The 18,240-nt window shown below is 72.0% G+C and carries 16 protein-coding genes; 3 read left to right on the forward strand and 13 right to left on the reverse strand.

Annotated features, from left to right (window positions below; all coding sequences use genetic code 11):
* The first annotated feature begins 530 nt into the window (after nucleotides 1-530).
* A complete protein-coding gene (locus IO39_RS15890) occupies nucleotides 531-2,213 on the forward strand; it encodes a pectate lyase-like domain-containing protein (RefSeq protein WP_211267034.1) in 1,683 nt (560 codons plus the stop codon).
* 86 nt (nucleotides 2,214-2,299) lie between these two features.
* Here the strand turns inward: IO39_RS15890 and IO39_RS15895 are convergent, their stop codons facing one another.
* The 7 genes from IO39_RS15895 to IO39_RS54430 all read right to left on the reverse strand — a co-directional run bounded on the left by IO39_RS15895 (nucleotide 2,300) and on the right by IO39_RS54430 (nucleotide 9,055).
* Nucleotides 2,300-2,941: a response regulator gene (locus IO39_RS15895; RefSeq protein ID WP_043622697.1), complete on the reverse strand. Its 642-nt coding sequence runs from the start codon at nucleotides 2,939-2,941 to the stop codon at nucleotides 2,300-2,302.
* Nucleotides 2,942-2,986: 45 nt separating this feature from the next.
* A complete protein-coding gene (locus IO39_RS15900; RefSeq protein ID WP_043622699.1) occupies nucleotides 2,987-4,153 on the reverse strand; it encodes a sensor histidine kinase in 1,167 nt (388 codons plus the stop codon).
* 3 nt (nucleotides 4,154-4,156) lie between these two features.
* Nucleotides 4,157-4,852 (reverse strand): ABC transporter permease, encoded by a 696-nt coding sequence (locus IO39_RS15905; RefSeq protein WP_043622702.1) that lies wholly within the window; start codon nucleotides 4,850-4,852, stop codon nucleotides 4,157-4,159.
* A 146-nt stretch (nucleotides 4,853-4,998) separates the two neighbouring features.
* The gene (locus IO39_RS15910) at nucleotides 4,999-5,889 is read right to left on the reverse strand and encodes an ABC transporter ATP-binding protein (RefSeq protein ID WP_043622706.1); all 891 of its coding nucleotides are present in this window, start codon (nucleotides 5,887-5,889) and stop codon (nucleotides 4,999-5,001) included.
* Nucleotides 5,890-6,043: 154 nt separating this feature from the next.
* Nucleotides 6,044-7,540, reverse strand: coding sequence for a glycoside hydrolase family 43 protein (locus IO39_RS15915; protein WP_245641990.1), 1,497 nt, complete (start codon nucleotides 7,538-7,540; stop codon nucleotides 6,044-6,046).
* Between the two features lie 315 nt (nucleotides 7,541-7,855).
* Entirely contained in the window at nucleotides 7,856-8,848 is a 993-nt protein-coding gene (locus tag IO39_RS15920) for a magnesium and cobalt transport protein CorA (RefSeq protein WP_043622709.1), read from the reverse strand.
* Between the two features lie 30 nt (nucleotides 8,849-8,878).
* Nucleotides 8,879-9,055 (reverse strand): alpha/beta fold hydrolase, encoded by a 177-nt coding sequence (locus IO39_RS54430; RefSeq protein WP_157548385.1) that lies wholly within the window; start codon nucleotides 9,053-9,055, stop codon nucleotides 8,879-8,881.
* Between the two features lie 143 nt (nucleotides 9,056-9,198).
* On the opposite strand from IO39_RS54430, the gene IO39_RS15925 reads away from it, so the two are divergent.
* The gene (locus IO39_RS15925) at nucleotides 9,199-9,540 is read left to right on the forward strand and encodes a VOC family protein (protein WP_043622711.1); all 342 of its coding nucleotides are present in this window, start codon (nucleotides 9,199-9,201) and stop codon (nucleotides 9,538-9,540) included.
* Between the two features lie 21 nt (nucleotides 9,541-9,561).
* Nucleotides 9,562-9,684, forward strand: coding sequence for a glycine betaine ABC transporter substrate-binding protein (locus IO39_RS54435; protein WP_281200091.1), 123 nt, complete (start codon nucleotides 9,562-9,564; stop codon nucleotides 9,682-9,684).
* An 87-nt stretch (nucleotides 9,685-9,771) separates the two neighbouring features.
* On the opposite strand, the gene IO39_RS15930 is transcribed toward IO39_RS54435, so the two are convergent.
* The 6 genes from IO39_RS15930 to IO39_RS15955 all read right to left on the reverse strand — a co-directional run bounded on the left by IO39_RS15930 (nucleotide 9,772) and on the right by IO39_RS15955 (nucleotide 18,164).
* Nucleotides 9,772-11,172 (reverse strand): APC family permease, encoded by a 1,401-nt coding sequence (locus IO39_RS15930; protein WP_043622714.1) that lies wholly within the window; start codon nucleotides 11,170-11,172, stop codon nucleotides 9,772-9,774.
* A gap of 335 nt (nucleotides 11,173-11,507) precedes the next feature.
* Nucleotides 11,508-12,086 carry a hypothetical protein gene (locus IO39_RS54440; protein WP_157548391.1) on the reverse strand — a complete coding sequence of 193 codons (579 nt, stop codon included), beginning with the start codon at nucleotides 12,084-12,086 and terminating at the stop codon, nucleotides 11,508-11,510.
* A 731-nt stretch (nucleotides 12,087-12,817) separates the two neighbouring features.
* Nucleotides 12,818-14,707: a glucuronyl esterase domain-containing protein gene (locus IO39_RS57735; RefSeq protein WP_245641991.1), complete on the reverse strand. Its 1,890-nt coding sequence runs from the start codon at nucleotides 14,705-14,707 to the stop codon at nucleotides 12,818-12,820.
* Between the two features lie 321 nt (nucleotides 14,708-15,028).
* Complete coding sequence (locus IO39_RS15945; RefSeq protein ID WP_052422956.1) at nucleotides 15,029-16,315, reverse strand: glycoside hydrolase family 30 protein; 1,287 nt, start codon at nucleotides 16,313-16,315, stop codon at nucleotides 15,029-15,031.
* Nucleotides 16,316-16,453: 138 nt separating this feature from the next.
* The gene (locus IO39_RS15950) at nucleotides 16,454-17,056 is read right to left on the reverse strand and encodes a cysteine hydrolase family protein (RefSeq protein ID WP_043622719.1); all 603 of its coding nucleotides are present in this window, start codon (nucleotides 17,054-17,056) and stop codon (nucleotides 16,454-16,456) included.
* A 73-nt stretch (nucleotides 17,057-17,129) separates the two neighbouring features.
* A complete protein-coding gene (locus tag IO39_RS15955) occupies nucleotides 17,130-18,164 on the reverse strand; it encodes a GlxA family transcriptional regulator (RefSeq protein WP_043622722.1) in 1,035 nt (344 codons plus the stop codon).
* Nucleotides 18,165-18,240 lie beyond the last annotated feature (76 nt).

An 18,240-nucleotide genomic window follows, 5' to 3' on the forward strand; every position in this document is an offset into this window, starting at 1 on the left:
CGACCGGCACGAACGACCGGCGGCACGAACGTCCGGCGGCACCGCCTTGACCGCGTGCCACCACAGGCGGTCGTGTACTTGTGATCGGGCCCGTCCGCGCGATAAAAACGTCCGACACCATTCCTTCACACCTTGATACAAGCCCCGGCCAGAAAAGAGAGCGCTCTCTCGCCGCCGCGGCCCCGGCCGGGGCCGTCCCAGCCCGAACGCGCTCCCCCTCGGCGGCGCCGCGACCAGCAGCGGAAAGGACACGCGCATGACGCCCCAGCCCTCCGGTGACGACACCCCCTTAACCCCACCCCCCGCCCGCCGCCCGCCGGGCCGGGCGCTGAGGTCCGGCCTCGTGCTGGCGGCCGCCGTCATGACGGCCGGAACCGTCATGACGGCGGTCACGCCCGCCACCGCCGCGACCCCGCCCTCCGGCGCCCCCGGCCTGGGCCCCGACCTCGGCCCCAACGTCACCGTCTTCGACCCCGGCATGCCGGTCGCCCAGATCCAGGCGACCCTCGACGCCGCGCACGCCGCCCCGCGTGAACGACGAGATGGGCACCGCCCGCCACGCCTACCTCTTCAAGCCCGGCACGTACGGCACCCCCGAGCAGCCGCTGCAGATCAAGGTCGGCTACTACACCGAGATCGCCGGCCTGGGCGCCTCGCCCACCGACGTCGTCATCAACGGCAAGGTCGAGGTCTACAACCGCTGCCTGGCGGACAACGGGACGAGCAACTGCCTGGCGCTGGTCAACTTCTGGCGCACCCTGTCCAACCTGTCGATCAAGGTGAACGCGGCCGGCCAGGACGGCTGCCGGGCCTCGGCCAACATCTGGGCCGTCTCCCAGGCGGTGTCGATGCGCCGGCTCGACGTCAGCGGCGGCGCCCTGTCGCTGATGGACTACTGCACCGCCGGCCCGCAGTACGCCAGCGGCGGCTTCATCGCCGACTCCCGCCTGCCGTCGGTCACGAACGGCTCCCAGCAGCAGTGGCTCACCCGCAACAGCGAGATCGCGGGCTGGTCGAACGGCGTGTGGAACCAGGTCTTCTCGGGCGTCGTGGGCGCCCCGGAGGAGAGCGCGTTCCCGAACCCGCCGTACACGACGCTCGACACCACCCCGATCAGCAGGGAGAAGCCCTACCTCTACACCGACGAGCGCGGCCGGTACCACGTCCGCGTGCCCGCCGCCCGCCGGGACACCCGCGGCGTCTCGTGGGCCGGTGGCCTGACGCCGGGCCGCTCGCTGCCGCTGTCGGCCTTCCACGTCGCCAGGCCGTCGGACTCGGCGCAGGTCATCAACGCCCAGCTCGCCCGCGGCAAGCACCTGCTGCTCACCCCCGGCGTGTACGACATCGCGCGCAGCATCGAGGTCAGGCGCCCGGACACGGTCGTCCTCGGCCTCGGCCACGCCACGCTCACGGCCGTCCGCGGCTCGACCCCGATCGACGTCGCCGACGTGCCCGGCGTGGTCATCGCCGGCGTGACCGTGGACGCGGGCACGGAGCAGTCACGCGTCCTGCTCCGGGTGGGCAGGAAGCACGACCGGCACCAGCACGACCAGCACCACGGCTCGCCGCACGGCCGCCGCCACGCCGCACCGGACAACCCGACGACCCTGTCCGACGTGTACTTCCGGGTCGGCGGCCCCCACGTCGGCAAGACCGACGTCGCGCTGGAGGTGAACAGCGACCACGTGCTCATCGACCACACCTGGGTCTGGCGCGCCGACCACGGGATCGAGGGCTTCACCGACACGCAGCGCTGGAACACCAACCTCGGACGCAACGGCGCCGTCATCAACGGCGACCACGTCACGGCGACGGGCCTGTTCGTGGAGCATTTCCAGCAGTACAACACGATCTGGAACGGCGAGGACGGCACGACGATTCTGTACCAGAACGAGCTGCCCTACGACCCGCCGACCCAGGCCGACTGGATGAACGGCGCCGTCGAGGGCTGGGCCGGCTACAAGGTCGGCGACCACGTGCGCAGGCACCGCCTGTACGCGGGGGGCGTCTACGTCTTCAACCAGAACAACCCGCAGATCCACACCGAGAACGGCTTCGAGGTGCCACGGCGGCCGGGCGTCCGCCTGCGCCACATCATGACCGTCAACCTCAGCGCCGGCACGATCGACCACGTCGTCAACGGCGTCGGGGAGGCGGCCGACACCACCCGGGTCGGCGCCCCGGTCTACCTCACCGACTACCCGGCCCCGTGAATGCCCTCCCGGCCGGGCCCGTCCGTGCGGGACCGGCCCGGCCGGCGAGCGGTCAGGCCCGATGATGATCGGGTGATGGTTCCGGGTCAGCCGTTGTCGAGGGTGAGCAGGCCGCGGCGGAAGGCGGTGGCGACGGCGGCCGCCCGGTCGTTGACGCCGAGCTTGGTGTAGATGTGCAGCACATGGCTCTTGACCGTGGCCTCGCTGACGAACAGGCGCGCGGCGACCTCGCGGTTGGTGGCGCCGTCGGCGATGAGGCGGAGGACCTCCAGCTCGCGGGCGCTGAGCGGGTCGGCGGGCGCGCGGACCTGGCCGAGGAGGCGGGTGGCGACCGACGGGGAGAGCACGGCCTCGCCGCGGGCGGCGGTGCGCACGGCGCGCACCAGCTCGTCGCGGCCGGTGTCCTTGAGCAGGTAGCCGGTGGCGCCCGCCTCGATGGCGGGCAGCACGTCGCGGTCGGTGTCGTACGTCGTCAGCACCAGCACGCGGGCCGGGTGGCCGAGCCGGGCGAGCTGCTGGATGGCCGTGACGCCGTCGGTGCCGGGCATGCGCAGGTCCATGAGGATCACGTCGGGGCTCAGCGCCCGGGCCAGCTCGACGGCCCGCGCGCCGTCAGCCGCCTCGCCGACCACCTCGAAGCCGGGGTCGCCGGCGAACATGCCGCGCAGGCCGTCGCGGACGATGGGATGATCGTCGGCGATCAGCAGGCGGATCGGACCCTCGGTCATGCGGCGCCGCCCGCCGTGCCGGCCGGGGCTCGTCCCGGTGAGGTCTCAGGCACGCGACACCGCCGGGACGCTCGCGGAGATCGCGGTGCCCGCGCCGGGCTCGGACTCGACGTCGAGGGTGCCGGCCAGCCGGGTCACCCGCTTGCGCATGGCGGTCAGCCCGAACCCGCCGGCCTCGCCGACCCGGCCGGGGTCGAAGCCGGCGCCGTCGTCGCGTACGTCCAGCGTGATCACATCTCCCATGTACGACAGCGTCAGCCCCACCCGGGAGGCGGCGGCGTGCTTGGCGGCGTTGGCCAGGGCCTCCTGCGCGACGCGCAGCAGCGTCTCCTCGACCTCCGGATGCATGGGACGGACCGTACCAGTGACCGTGAAGTCGGCACGAACCCCGTTGAGCTCGCCCCACTGCGAGACCACGCCCCGGAGCGCCTCGGGCAGCGGCGCCGCCGCCAGCTGCCCCGGCCCCACCGCGTGCACCGAGCGCCGCGCCTCGGCCAGGCTCTCCCTGGCCAGCCGCAGCGCCAGGTCCACGTGCCGCCCGCCGTCGTCGGCCCGCCTGGCCGCCTGGAGCTGGGTGATGATCCCGGTCAGGCCCTGGGCCAGGGTGTCGTGGATCTCGGCCGCCACGCGCTGCCGCTCGTCGAGCACGCCCGCCTCGCGGGCCTGGACCAGGAGCTGGGCCTGCAGGCCGGCGTTCTCCCGCATGGCCTCCTCCAGCCGGGTCACCATGCGCTTGCGCTCGGCGCTGCGCTCGGCGGTGACCTCGCCGACGAAGCTGAACAGGGCGACCGCGCCGACGATGGCGGCGGTGAAGAACACGTAGGTCAGGACGGCGAACGGAGTGGGCTCCGGCAGGCCGCCGTTGTAGGCCGCGACGCAGACGGCCGCGGTGGCGCTCACGCCCGCCAGGCGCCAGCTCCCCTTCAGGTACTGCCAGGAGTGCAGGTATCCGGTGAAGCCGAAGAAGCTCGCGTACCACACGTCCTGGGTGCAGAGCGCGCCGATCAGGATCACCAGGCCGGCCACGTAGGTCGCGCCCCGCCGCGCCGGCGCCATCCAGGCGGCGGCGAGCGCCGACAGGCCGGCCGTGAGCCAGGGGTCCTGGCCGCCGCCGAGCAGGGCCAGCACGGTGGAGACGGCCAGCAGCACGTACGGCAGGGCCACGAGCTGGCGCTCCAGCAGCCGTTCCCAGCGGTCGAGCCGGCCGGTCATCCCTTACTCCCAGCGGAAGAGCCTGGCCGCCGCGACGCTGATGACCGCGGCGTAGGCGGCCATCACACCCAGCAGCAGCGGGCTGGGGGCCGTGCCCGCCCAGACGTCGCGCAGGCTCTGCCCGAAGGCGCCCAGAGGAGTGTACTCCCCGATGCGGGCCACCAGCTCGGGCAGCTGGTCCCGGGGCTGGATGAGGCCGGCGAGGTAGGCCATCGGGAAGTACAGCAGGACGCCGAAGCCGTTGGCGGCGCGGCCGTTCGGCGCCAGGGCGGCGACGAGCAGGCCGACCGCGAACATGCTCGCCGTGCCGAGCAGGAACACCAGCGCGACCGCCGGCGCGGCCGTGGGCAGGTGCGCGCCGAGCACGGTGCCCGCGACGGTCACCAGCAGCGCGCACGCGGTGACGGCCAGCACGAGCTGCAGCAGCAGCTGCACCATCAGCAGGCTCCCCGGGCGCACCGGCGTGGTGGACAGCCGGCGCAGGACGCCCCGCTCGCGGTAGGCGGCCAGGGTGGTGGGCAGCAGGTACAGGCCCACCAGCCCGACGGCGATGGCCAGCGCCATCGGCAGCAGCACGGTGTCGCCCGGCTCGATCGAGCTGCCGAACACCACGAGGATGAACAGCGGGATGAGCAGCGAGAACAGCGCTCCCGGCTCCCGGGTCAGCAGCTTGGTCTCGACGAAGGCGAGCTTGAACATGAGGGTCCTCTCGATGGGCAGGGGCGACGGGATCGTCAGGGCGGCGGGAGTGTCAGTACGGCCGGAGCGTCAGGGTCGCGGGAGCGGCAGGACGGCCGGAGCGTCAGGGTCGCGGGAGCGGCGTGAGCGTCAGGGCGGCCGGAGTGTCAGAAGGAGCGGCCGGTCAGGGCCGTGAAGGCGTCTTCGAGGGTGCGCTTGTCGATGCGCAGCTCGCTGACCAGGACGTGGTGGCGGGCCAGGTGCGCGGTGACCGCCGTGGCGAAGTCCCCCCGGCCCGTGACGACCACCCGGTTGCCCGTCCTGGACACGCCGGTCACGCCCGGCACCCCGTCCAGCTCCACCTCGTCGTCCCCGAGCAGCGTGAAGCGCATCTGGTGCGCGTCGCCCACCAGCCCGTCCGGGCTGTCGATCGCGACGACCCTGCCGCGGTCGAGCACGGCGACCCGGTCGCACAGCTCCTCGACCTCGTCCATGAAGTGGCTGACCAGCACCACGGTCACGCCGCCGGCGCGCACCCGTTTGATCAGCTCCCAGGTGGCGCGGCGGGCGGCCGGGTCCAGGCCGGTGGTCAGCTCGTCGAGGAAGACCACGCGCGGGCCGCCCACCAGGGCCAGCGCGATGAACAACCGCTGCTTCTGCCCGCCGGAGAGCTTGGCGAAGCGGGTGTCGCGCTTGTCCGCCAGCCCCCATTCCGCCAGCAGCTCGCGCCAGTCGCGGGGCCGGGCGTAGAAGGAGGCGTACAGGTCGAGCGCCTCCCACACCTTGAGGTTCTCCGGCAGCTGGGTCTGCTGGAGCTGTACGCCGATCTGCTCGCGCATCCGGCGGCCGTCCTTGACGGGGTCGAGGCCGAGCACCCGGATCGTGCCCGCGTCGGGCCGCCGCAGGCCCTCCACGCATTCGACGGTGGTGGTCTTGCCGGTGCCGTTCGGGCCGAGGAGGCCGAAGATCTCGCCCTCGCCGACCGAGAACGACACCCCGTCCAGCACCGTGAGGCCCGCGTACGTCTTGCGGAGGCCGGTGACTTCGATGACTGCCATGCCTCAAGCATCCTGGGCCGGCCTCCGGCGCGAATCGGCCCACCGGCCATGATCGGCGGCACGCGCTGCTGATCCGGAAATCCACCGAACGGTTGATGCGGCCGGGGGCCGGGCCGTGCGGGTCGCGCGGAGCCGGCCCCCGGGTGACGGGTGGTTACGGGGTGAGGCGGAAGGTGGCGTCGGCGCGGTCGGTGGCGGTGCCGATCGGGTCGATGCGCATCAGGTAGCCGCTGTGCCGCAGGTAGCGGTCGGGCACGTTGTGCGACCGGAACGAGCTCCAGGCGGAGTCGGCCAGCCCGGCGACCCGGTGGAAGGTGGCGTCGGCGCGGAAGGCGGCGCTGCCGTCGGAGGCGTCGAGCCGGATCTCGTAGTTGTAGTGCCGCAGGTAGCGGCCGGGGACGTTGACCGACTCGAACGACACCCCGGCGCTGTCGGCCAGGCCGGGCACCATCCGCCACAGCTGGTCCTGGTACGGGTCGAACGGGTAGGCGTCCAGGCGGGCCACGTAGTCGGCGTGGCGCACGTACCGGTCGGGGAAGTTGGCGGACTTCAGCCGCGTCCAGTTCGGCGCGCCCCAGCGGGACAGCAGGGCGTCGTGCTCGGCGGCGCTGATCCCGGTGATGGAGCCGTGCTTGGCGTTGAGCGGCGGGGTGTAGGCGCGCTGGTCCATGACCGTCCAGGAGCCGCCGCCGACGCTGGAGGCCGACCAGGCGTAGTAGTCGTTGTTGACCGGGCCGAAGGAGTCGCCCCACAACCACCAGCCGGTGCCGGCGTTGTTCCTGACCAGCATGGGGGCCTCGATGGCGGTGCCCTGGCGCAGGCCGGCGGTGTAGGTGGTGTAGCTGCCGGGGGCGCCGGTGGCGGAGCGGGCGCCGTACAGCAGGCCGTTGGACAGGTTCTTGTAGTACAGGTAGAAGGTGTTGCCGTCCACGGCGATGTCGCCGTCGAGCACGGGGAAGCCGGGGCTGAAGTACACCTGGTTGGGGGTGACGGTGCGGAAGTCGGTGGTGTAGTTGACCATGAGCACGTCGGTGGTGCCGTTGTGGGCCGAGTAGACGATGCCGTACTGGCCGCGGGAGGCGTCCCAGAACGCGGTGGGCGCCCAGGTGTGGGTGTTCAGGCCGTGCATGCGGATGCGGCGGTAGCCGGTGAAGCTCGTCAGGTCGGCGGAGTCCCAGACATGCAGATACTGGTTGTTCTGCCCGAAGTCGGTGCCGTTGAGGTCGGTGGCGAGGATGACGAACGTGCCGTCCTGCTTGCGCAGGACGAACGGGTCACGCAGGCCGCGCGTGCCGGCCGTCGGGGTGGTGACCGGGTTGTTCTGGTTGAGCGGGGTCCAGTTCAGGCCGTCCTGGCTGACGGCCAGGTGCAGGCCGTAGTTCGCGCCGGTCATGTTCGGCGACTCGGTGAAGTACGCGAAGACGTACGCCGTGTTCGCCGCCGCGTTCGCGGCCATGTTCGCCGCCATGTTCACCGCCATGTTCGCCGCCGTGTTCGCCGCCATGTTCACCGCCATGTTCGCCGCCGTGTTCGCCGCCGTGTTCACCGCCGTGTTCACCGCCGAGGCGGGCCGGGCGGGCATGAGGCCGGTGGCGGCGATCGCCGCGCATAAGGCGGCGAGCAGGGCGAGGGCTCTGCTGCGCAGGGTCATGGTGGAGCCTTCCTTCTTGTTAGCGTTAACATTTCGCGGCGGGAAGGTCGTGCGCACAAGCATCCGAAGCGGGATGTGCACGAGTGTTAACGCCAACACGGCCACCGTCAAGGGCCCCCACCGCTCCCGGGCCGCAGGACCTCGGCAACGGACCTCGGGCCCCGTAGCGTTCTCCCGGGCCCAGGAGCCCTACGGAGGCCGTGTGGGCGGAGGCCGTGCGGGCGGAGGGCGAACGGGGGGCGGGCGAGCGGGCGAGCGGGCGGCGGGCGAGCGGGCGGCGGGCGAGCGGGCGGCGGGCGAGCGGGCGGCGGGGGTTCAGAGCCAGCCGCTCCGGCGCAGCAGCCGGTAGACGATGACCACCGCGACGGCCATGACGGTCAGGCTGAGCGGATAGCCCAGCGTCCAGTGCAGCTCCGGCATGTGGTCGAAGTTCATGCCGTAGATCCCCGCGATCATGGTGGGCACGGCGATCAGGGCCGCCCAGGAGGAGATCTTGCGCATGTCGGCGTTCTGCTGGATGGCCGCCTGGCTCTGCTCCTTGCTGACCAGGGCCAGATGGGCGTTGAGGGCGCTGGTGAGCAGCTCGTTGTGCTCGTCCACCCGGGTGTCCACCCGCAGCAGGTGGTCGAGCACGTCGCGGAACTGCTCCCGGATGTGGGCGCACAGCTCCACCCGGCCCTTGACGATCTCCTCCAGCACCGGGATGAGCGGGTCCTGGGCGGTGCGGAACTCCAGCACCTCGCGCTTGAGCGAGTAGATGTCCTCGGTGACGTCGCCGTGCTCGCCGCTGAAGACCCGTCGTTCCAGCACGATGAGGTCGTGCTCGACCTCGTGCGAGGTCTGGGAGTAGGTGTCGACGACCTGGTCGCAGATCGCGTACAGCACGCCGGCGGGGCCGGCGGCCAGCAGGTCGGGGTCGGACTCGACGCGGCGGCGCACCCCGCCCAGCGGGTCGGCCTCCCCGTGGCGGACGCTGATGACGAAGTCGCGGCCCAGGAACAGGTTGATCTCGCCGACCTCGATGTCGGAGCTCTCCTCCACGTACTGCAGCGGCTTGAGCACGACGAACAGCGTGTCGTCGTAGCGCTCCAGCTTGGGCCGCTGGTGGGCGTGGATGGCGTCCTCGACCGCGAGCGGGTGCAGCCGCACCTCGCTGGTGATCAGGTCGAACTCGTCCTGGCTGGGCTCGTGCAGGCCGATCCAGAGAAAGCAGTCGCCCCTGCTCCTGGCGTCGTTGAAGGCGTCGCTGATGTCGCCGCTGATGGTCTCACGCACGCCGCCGCAGTAGATCGCCTTGTCCACAATCACAGGGGCATTGTCGCGTAGTTCGTACCGGGATCAGACCTGCCGGGCGGCTCCGGCGAGCCAGCGGTCGAGCGTGGCGACGTACGCGCCGGGCGCCTCCACCGGCAGGAGGTGGCCCACCCCCTCGAACACGTGCGGCTCCCAGTCCGTACGGCCCGCGACCACGTCGTCGATCGTGTCCTTGACCACGAACCCGTCCTCGTCACCCAACAGCAGCAGCGCGGCCCGCTCCGGCGCCTCTGCGGCGAACAGCAGCGCGACCAGCCCGCCCCTTTCCCCGGCTCAGGCGTTTCCGGGGCTCTGCCGGAGGGACACACTCGTCACCGTACTGCGCGAATCCGTAAGATCAGCTCATGTCCATCGACCTGTTCGCCTGCATTCCGGTCGCCGACTACGCGGCGGCGCTCCTGTGGTACGAACGGCTGCTGGGCGGGCCGCCCACCTACGTCGCGAGCGACACGGAGGCCGTGTGGGAGCTGGCCGAGCACCGCTCGCTGGCCGTCGAGCACCGGCCCGGGCACGCCGGGCACACCATGGTCGTCATCTTCGACGGCGACTTCGACGCGCGGGTGGCGGGGATCGCCGGGCGGGGGCTCGAACCGGCGGAGCGGGTGACGTACGGCAACGGCGTGCGCAAGGCGATCTACCGCGATCCGGACGGGAACGAGATCCAGTTCGGCGGCGCCCCGCTCTGACCGGCACGCCCGCTCGCCAAGCTGGACGACGCCACCATGCAGGAGCTCAACGCCCGCATCGACGTCAAGGGCGAGGAGCCGGCCGCCGTCACCGCCGACTGGCTCGGCAAGCAGGGCTTCCTCGGCGGCGCCGCCGGCGCCTGACCCGATCCCGGGGGCGGGCTTCACACCCGGCCCCGGCACGGCTCGGGTCGCGGGGCCGGCCTCGCACGCCGCCCCCCGGAAGCCGGGTCATTCGCCGGGGCGTTGCCTGCGATGGATGACCCAGGTGAGCAGCCACAGGGCCAGGCCGATCGCGAGCAGCACGCCCGCGATCTCGTACTGGCCGGCCGGGCGGCCCGACGACCAGGGCAGCACCAGGTAGAGGCAGGTGACCGTGCCCACCACGGGCAGAACGCGGCCCGCGTTGAAGTGCTTGACCGCCGACTGGTCCCTGCGCAGGACGAGGACGGACAGGTTGACCCCGGCGAAGACCGCGAGCAGCAGCAGCGACGTCGTGCCGCCCAGCAGCGACACGACCGGGCTGTCCGGGTCGAGCGAGACGAACGTGATGAGCCCGAGGGCGATGACCGTGGTGAACACGATCGCGCTCTCCGGGGTGCGCCGGGTGCGGTGCACCTTCGACAGGAAGGAGGGCAGCACGCCCTGCTTGCTCATCCCGTACAGCAGCCGGCTGGCCATCAGCATGTTGATCAGCGCGGAGTTCGCGACGGCGAACATCGAGATGAACGGCAGCAGGTCGGCGATCGGGAAGCCCGGCGTCGCGGTCTGCACCACGGTGGCCAGCGGCGTCTCGCTCTCGGCCAGCCGCCCGACGGGCACCACGGCGACGGCGCAGATCGACACCAGGACGTAGATCGCGCCCGTGATGCCGAGCCCCGTGAACATGATGCGGGGGAAGATCCGCGACGGGTCCTTGGTCTCCTCGGCCATGTTGACGGAGTCCTCGAAGCCCACCATCGCGAAGAAGGCCAGGGACGTCGCCGTGCTGACGGCCAGGAACACGCTCTTGTCGGCCGCGGTCTCGAACGCGACGACGCGGGAGAAGTCGGCGTTGCCGCCGGCGATGAAGTACAGGCTGAGCAGGATGACGAGCAGCAGCCCCGACAGCTCGATGGCGGTCAGCACCACGTTGATCCGGACGCTCTCGCCCACGCCGCGCAGGTTGACGGCCAGGACCAGGAGCATGAAGCCCAGGGCGATCGCCAGGATGACGCCGTTGCCGACGTCGAGCCCGAAGCCGGCGGCGAGGTTGGCGGCGAAGGCGCGCGAGGCCGCCGAGGCCGAGGTGATGCCCGAGCACATCACGGTGAAGCACACCAGGAAGGACAGGATGTGCACGCGGAACGCCTTGTGCACGTAGAGCGCGGCGCCCGCGGCCTGCGGATATTTGGTCACCAGCTCCAGGTAGGAGCAGGCGGTGATCGCGGCGACCACGAAGGCGATGGCGAAGGGCAGCCAGGCGGCCCCGCCCACCTCACCCGCGACCTGGCCGGTGAGCGCGTAGATGCCGGTGCCGAGAATGTCACCGATGATGAACAGCAGCAGAAGCCCGGAGCCCATGACCCGCTTGAGCGCGGGCTGGTCGCCGTCTGACGTGTGCGCGGGGGCGGGCGGGCTGCTCTGGGACATGACGGTGGTCCTTGTCTCGGATCGACCGTGGCTGGACGTGGGGGCGGGCTAGCCGCGACGTAAGGGGCCGGGGAACGGCCCGAACGCATGATCATCCGTCACCCCTGCCACTTTACGTGTCCGCGTGGCCACGCGGGAGTGGCCGCGACCGGATTTTTCCGCCCGCCGCACGGCAGCTCTCCGAGCCGCCCGGCAACCGAAGCGCCGGGCGAAGGCGGGACCGTGGGTGGCGCCGTCAGCGCGTCGCCGGGCCGGCCCGCAGCGCGGTCCGGCCGCCTCGAGCCCGGCCGGAGTCGGCGGTGCGGACAGCTCGGCCTCGCCTGACGGCGCGCCGGTCATCTCCCCGTCCTGACCTCACCGTCGAGGGCCCTGACCTCACCGTCGAGGATCCCGGCCTCACCGTCGAGGATCCCGGCCTCACCGTCGAAGGTCCTGACCTCACCGTCGAGGATCCTGCTCTCACCGCCACGGGTCCTGGTCTCGCCGCCGCGGGTCCTGGTCTCGCCACTGCGGGTCCTGGTGTCACCGCCCGGGGTCTTGGTGTCACCGCTGCGGGATTTGGGCTCGCCGCCGCGGGGCCTGGTGTCACCGCCACGGGGTCTGGCGTCGCCGCGGGACTTGGGCTCGCCGCGGCGGGGAGTGTGCCGGCCGCCCGCTGCCGCCTCCTGGGCCAGGCGTCCGATGCGGTTCGGCTCGCAGCGCACTAAGGCGTTGATGGAGCGCAGGTTGACGGCGGTGCCGTTCGCGAAGCCGGGACCGCTGATGGTGGCCTGCTGCGGGGCTCGATCCGCGAACGTGACCTCCAGGCGCCAGGCATCGCGGCAGAGAGTGAGCAGGAGTCCGGTGGGCGGGCGGGTGCTCTGGATGTTCCAGCCGTGCCGGCGTGCGCGGCTGGAGAGCGCATGCGGATGCATCAGGTCGTCGTCCTTTTTCGTCAGATGGATGTTCACTGGCTTGGCTGGGCGAATTGACCGTCTGATAGGTCTGACGGTTGCAAGGGCCGAATTGGAACCATCTCCTGCCCAGTGGAAACCCTCCAAAGCCCTGCCAGCCCTCATCGGCGCCGCCCTCCGCGAGGGCGCCGATTCGCCCGACTGTGCCGCTGACCAGGAACTTCACTATGACCAACGCTACACCGACCAGTATGCGCCGCGGTCCGTACGCATCCCGTAAGATCAACCGGCTTCGTGGACGTCCACTCACGCCGGGGATACACCGCGGATACCTTTACGGCACCCCGAAATCACAATCCGCACTCTTGATGTTGCTCACCGTGACGGCCAGGGTGTGAGGTGCAACACGCACCACGGCCGCGGCACCCCTTCCGCAACCCTCACCGCGGATGGGGCCGCCGCCGCCCATCACATCCTTTCTCCCGAGAACGGAGCGGCACCCATACGACGCAGGACGCCGGAGAGGGTCGTGCGGACGGTGGCCACGGGCGGGGCGGTGGCGACGATCGCCGCCACCACGCCACTGTCCCGGCCTGGGCCTCTATGCGCTTTTGCACACCCATGCGTCCGGTTGGCCCGTGTCTCCCCATCGGTCCAGGGCCGGGTGAGCGGCGAGCCGGGGCTGCGGTTCGGGGCCCCGGCCCGCCCGCGCCTGACGAGGAGTGGGCGGACGGGCCGGGAGTCGAGCGGGGTCAGGCGCAGGTGTAGCCGGAGGGCAGCGAGGTGTCGCCGTTCGGGCGGTTGACCTGGAAGCCGACGCCGCCCGTCGCGGCGCCCGGGGCGAGCGTGCCGTTGTGCGCCACGTTCCTGATGGTGACGGTCTGCCCGCTGCTGGTGACGGCGCCGTTCCACGAGCCGGCCAGCGCGTGCCCGGCGGGGAGTGTGAAGGTGACGGTCCAGCCGGTGATCGTGGCGGTGCCGGTGTTGGTGACGGTGAGCGGCTGGATGACGTACCCGGTGGCCCACTGCGTCTGTACGGTCGCCACCGCCGAGCAGGCCCCGGCGGACGAGCCGGGCTGGGTGGTGACGGTCACCGCGCCGGAGAGCGGGGAGGTGTTGCCCGCGGCGTCCCTGGCCACCACCTGGTAGCGGTAGGTGGTGGCCGGGGTCAGGCCCGTGTCGGCGTACGACGTCGTGGCCGAGGCGCCGACCCGGGTGAACGTGCCGCCGCTCGCGCCCGGCGCGCGCAGCACGTCGTAGCCGGCCAGGCCGGAGCCGCCCTGGTCGGTGGAGGCGGGCCAGGTCAGCGTGGCGCTGGTGGCGGTCACGCCGGAGGCGACCGGGACGCCGGGAGCGCTCGGCGCGGTGGTGTCGCCGCCGGTGTCGCCGAGGGCAGGCGTCTGCCAGTCGCGCCACTCGGCCAGGTTGCCGCTCTTGGCGGGCGAGACGCGCATCGTGCCGGTGGAGGAGCCGGTGTTCAGCAGGAACTTCTGGATGTTCTGCTGCAGCGGGGTCCGCCATTCCGATCTGGTGGCGCAGTGCGTGCCGTCCTGCACGTCGGACCAGTAGGTGATGTTGCCGCCCGCCCCGAGCGCCTTGTAGACCTCGGCGCCGCCCAGCGCGCCCACGCTCGCGGACCGGGCTGCGAGCCAGTCGATGTGCGGGTTGTCCATGATGAACAGCCCGCGCGGCGCGATCATGCCGACGACGGAGTGGGTGTCCACCGGCAGCCTGGCCGGGCTGCCGGTGAAGGAGCCGAACGCGTCCCCGAGCCACGGCTGCTCGGAGTACGCGCTGCTCAGCGGCTGGGCGCCGCTCTCGCCGGGGATGGCGCGGAAGGCGGCGACACCGCCGCTGCCCGGCTCGATGGGCATGGTCAGCGCGATGCGCTGGTCGAACGCGCCGGTCACGAAGGCGCCCTTGCCGTACCGGGAGCAGCCGGTGACGCCGGTGCCGTCGGCGCGCAGGACGGCACCGCCCGCCTGCTCGATGACGTCGATGATGCGGCTCACGCCCCAGGCCCAGGCGGCCAGCACCCCCGTGCCGCTGGAGGCGCCGTAGAGGGTGTAGAACGCGCCTTGCTTGCTGGTACGCGGCGTGCCCTCCCTGCCGACGGCCAGGGGGTCGTAGGAGATGACGGCCGCGCCGGCCGCCTTGATCGTGGCGGTGTCGGCGCCCAGCCCGCCCAGCACGACGACGGCGGGGAAGGGGCCGGAGCCGCTCGGCAGGTCGACGCCCGCCGAGAAGGAGGCGCTGCGGCCGTTGTGGGAGACGTTGACGGTGATGCCGGTCCTGGAGACCGTCCCCGTGACGCTGGACGGCTTGGCGGGCTTCTCACCGTAGACGAACTTCTCGGCCAGCCGTTTGATCTCCTCGCGCCGGCAGCGCCAGTCGGACTTCGCGGAGATCCGCGTGCCGTCCAGCTTCCTGAAGGGGTCGGGCAGCCGGGCGGCGGTGGGCAGGGACCCGGCGTCGGGCAGGCCGGGCACGGCGCAGTCGGCCCCTTCGTTCTCCACCCCGGCGGCGGCCACGGCCGGCCCGGCGGGTGTGAGCGTCACCGTCCCGGCGGCCCCGAGCGTCGCCGCCATCGCCAGCGCGACGACCCTCGTGCGGATCTTCGGGCGGGTCCAGCTTGTGATCACCAGGGCTCTCCCTTCCGGCTGCGGTGTTGGCGATCAGTCTGAAAACCCGCTCGAAATGTGTCAAGGACACGCCGAAATATTTCAGTTACCGATCTTCATGCATCCTCTCAACCTGGGCCTCCTTGAAGCACTAGACCGAAACTATCGGAAACTAGCTGAAAGCCGGGTGCCGACTTCGCTGCAGGTTCCGAAAGTTTCGGGTCACTTCGGGCTCAGGCGAGCCGTAGACGCCGATCCAGTGCCAGATGTTGCGGTTCGTGGGGTGACCGGCGAGGTGGTCGGCGGACGGCGTCTCCGCCGCTTGTGCGTGTGGTGGCGGGGTCAGCGCAGCACGATCGTCGTCAGGGTGCGGGGCGGGAGCGGCAGCGAGCCGTCCGTGACGGGGCGGGGGTCGAGGGAGGCGTCCGGGCCGGTCAGGTACGCCTCGGCCGGCTCACTCACGCCCGCCCACGTGACGGCGGACATGCCGGTGTTGAGCACCTCGACGACGCGGGAGCCGTCAGGGTTGCGGAAGGCGCACACCTTCAGCGCGGGCAGCGCCGACGCGGCGCCGATCCTGACCGCGCCCGGCCTGATGAACCTGCTGAACGCGGCCAGCGCCCAGAACCGCTTCGAGACGCGGTACGTCCCCGCCTCCTCGTCGATGCGCAGCAGCGCCCTGGTGTTCCCCTTCGAGGCCCCCAGCCAGTACAGGTAGCCGGAGACCCCGGCGAGGGTGAGGGCGTCGTGCACGGCCGTGGCGATGGTGTAGCCGTCGGAGCCGCTGCCGTCGTACCAGCTCTCGTTCCAGACGTGGCCGTTCGGGTTCCACTCCGACATCCAGGTGGGCAGCTTGGTCGGCAGCGGGGTGTCCACCGGGGTGCCGTAGCCGTGGCCGCTGTGGACCTTCACCCAGCGGCGGGCCCCGGCGTCGGCGGCGACGGCCGCGGTGTACGCCTTGGCCTCGTCCCAGCCGAGCGACTCGCAGCACACCAGGTTCACGTCCGCGGCGAGCGGTCCGAGCACCTTGACGAACTCGGCGGCCTCCTTCGGGGTGAAGCGCATGGAGGGGTGCGGGGCGGTCCAGTCCGGCTCGTTGGCGAAGGCCAGGTCGGTGATCCGGATGCCCTCCCGCCGGTAGAAGCGGGTGTACTGCACCAGGTAGTCGGCATAGGCGCGCCACCACTCGCGCTTCAGCCTGCCGCCGTTGCGCTCCTCGCCGTTGTCCTTCATGTAGCCGGGGGCGCTCCAGGCGACGGCGAAGAAGCGCTCGACCCCGTACCGCTGGGCCTCCTTGGCCAGCCAGACCTGGCTGTTGTCGTCGCCGTCCCAGACGTACTTCGGCGGGGCGTCCGGGCCGCCCGGGTCCTCCGGCTGGATCGACACCATGGCGTCGTACGGGCTGCCGGCCGGCGCCGAGCCGATGCCCAGGCGCAGGATGGTGAGCCCGGCGCCCTGGCCGGTGCCGAACCACAGGTCGAGGATCTCGCGCTGCCTCTCCCGCGGAAGGGCCCTGATCAGCTCGTTGCGGCGGAAGGCGGTGGAGATGCCGAACCCGTCGATCGTCTGGTGCCGGGCCTCCTCGTCGATCGTGATCACCGGTGGATCGGCCGGTCGGGGTTCGTTCATCGCTGGGGCTCCGGGCGGGGAAGGCGCATGGCGCCCCAGAGTTAGCACATCGGTGCCTTCCCCCTCAATACACACCGGCCCCTCAATACACACCGGCTCGCCGATGCGTACCGTCCGGAGCGACCCGGCGGGAGCCGGTCAGGCGGGCAGGTCGGCCACCCGCGCCGCGACCAGGCCGAACAGGTCGCCGATCGTGGTCAGGGCGGCGGCGTGCAGGGCGTCGGCCGGGATCGGCGCGCCGTCCGGCCCCGCCAGCGGCCGGGTCGCGCACGCCTCCGCCACCACCGTGGGCCGGTAGCCGAGGTTGAACGCGCCCTGCGCGGTGAACTGCACGCACATGTGGGTCATGAAGCCCGCCAGCACGAGGTCCGGCCCGGCCTCCGAGCGGCGCAGCACCTCCAGCAGGTCGGTCTCGTGGAAGGCGTTCGGGAAGCCCTTCACGACGACGGGCTCGCCGTCCCGGGGCGCGACGCGGTCCTCGATGCGCCCGATCTCGGCGCGGATGTCGTACGGGCTGCCCTCGCCTCCGTCGTTGACCACGTGCACCACCCGCGCCCCGGCGGCCCTGGCACGTTCCAGCAGCCGGGCGCCGGCGTCGAGGGCGCGGTCGGCGTCGGGGAGCGCCATGACGCCGGTGCGGTAGGTGTTCTGGAAGTCGATCAGGACCAGGGTGGCGTCCGCGAGCCGCGGCAGCGCGCCGTCCAGGCCGATCACGTCACGCAGGGTCGTCGAAACGGTCATCACAGTTCTCCTTGGTGATTCGGGGCATGGCGCATCACCGGCCCGACCGGGCCGGGAACGCGCGGGAACAAGATCAGGCGGCGGTGCGGAACCGTCGCCGGTAGGCCGCCGGGGTGGTGCCGAGCCGCCGCCGGAACGCCCGGTGCAGGGTCTCCACCGAGCCCAGGCCGGACTCGGCGGCGATCCGCTCCAGCGGCTCGTCGGTGCCCTCCAGCAGCCGTCGGGCCGCCTCCACCCGCGCCGCCTCGACGTAGGCGGCCAGGGTCGAGCCGGTCTCCTTGCGGAAGACCCGCGAGAAGTGCCGCTCGCTGAGGCGCATGCGCTCGGCGAGCGCCGCCGCCGACAGGTCGGCGGTCAGGTTGGCGGTGATCCAGGCGCGCAGCTCGTCGATGTCGCGGCGTTCGGCGGGCGCCTGCCAGAGCGGGACGCTGAACTGGCTCTGCCCGCCCTGCCGCTTGAGGTACATCACGAGCTGCCTGGCGACCGTCAGGGCCAGCCGCTCGCCGTGGTCCTCGGCGACCAGCGCGAGCGCGAGATCCATGCACGCGCTGATGCCCGCGCCGGTCCACACCTTCCCCGACCGCACGTAGATCGGGTCGGGGTCCACGACGACGTCGGGGTGGTCGGCCGCCAGCCGGTCGGCGGTGGCCCAGTGCGTGGTCGCGGTCCGGCCCTTCAGCAGCCCGGCGGCGGCCAGCAGGTGCGCGCCGACGCACACCGAGGCCACCCGGCCGGCGTGCTGGGCGGTCTCCTCGATCCAGCCGACCAGGAGCGGATCGATCACCGGCGCGCCGTCGCGATCGACCGCGCCGGGCACCACGAGGGTGTCCACCTGGTCGCCGACCTCGTCGAAGGTCAGGTCGGTGACGAGCCGGACGCCGGCGCTGGTGCGCACCTGGCCGCCGGCCGGCCCGGCGAGCAGCACCTGGTAGGGCGCGCGGCCGGGCATCCCGCCGTCCGCGCCCCCGCCCGTATCGCTGCTCGCCTCTCTGGCCGCCTCCCTGCTCGCCTCTCGGTTCGCCACCGCGAACACCTCCGCGGGCCCGGTGACGTCGAGGAGGTCGACGTCGGGGAACACGGCGATGACGACACGATGTGGAGCGGACATGTCTCTATTGTCCCCCCACACGGTGCGTGGCCGCCATGACGAGGTTCTGTCACATCCGGACGCCCTCGGCCGTTCG

Source organism: Nonomuraea candida (genome assembly GCF_000725485.1).
Classification (GTDB): Bacteria; Actinomycetota; Actinomycetes; order Streptosporangiales; family Streptosporangiaceae; genus Nonomuraea; species Nonomuraea candida.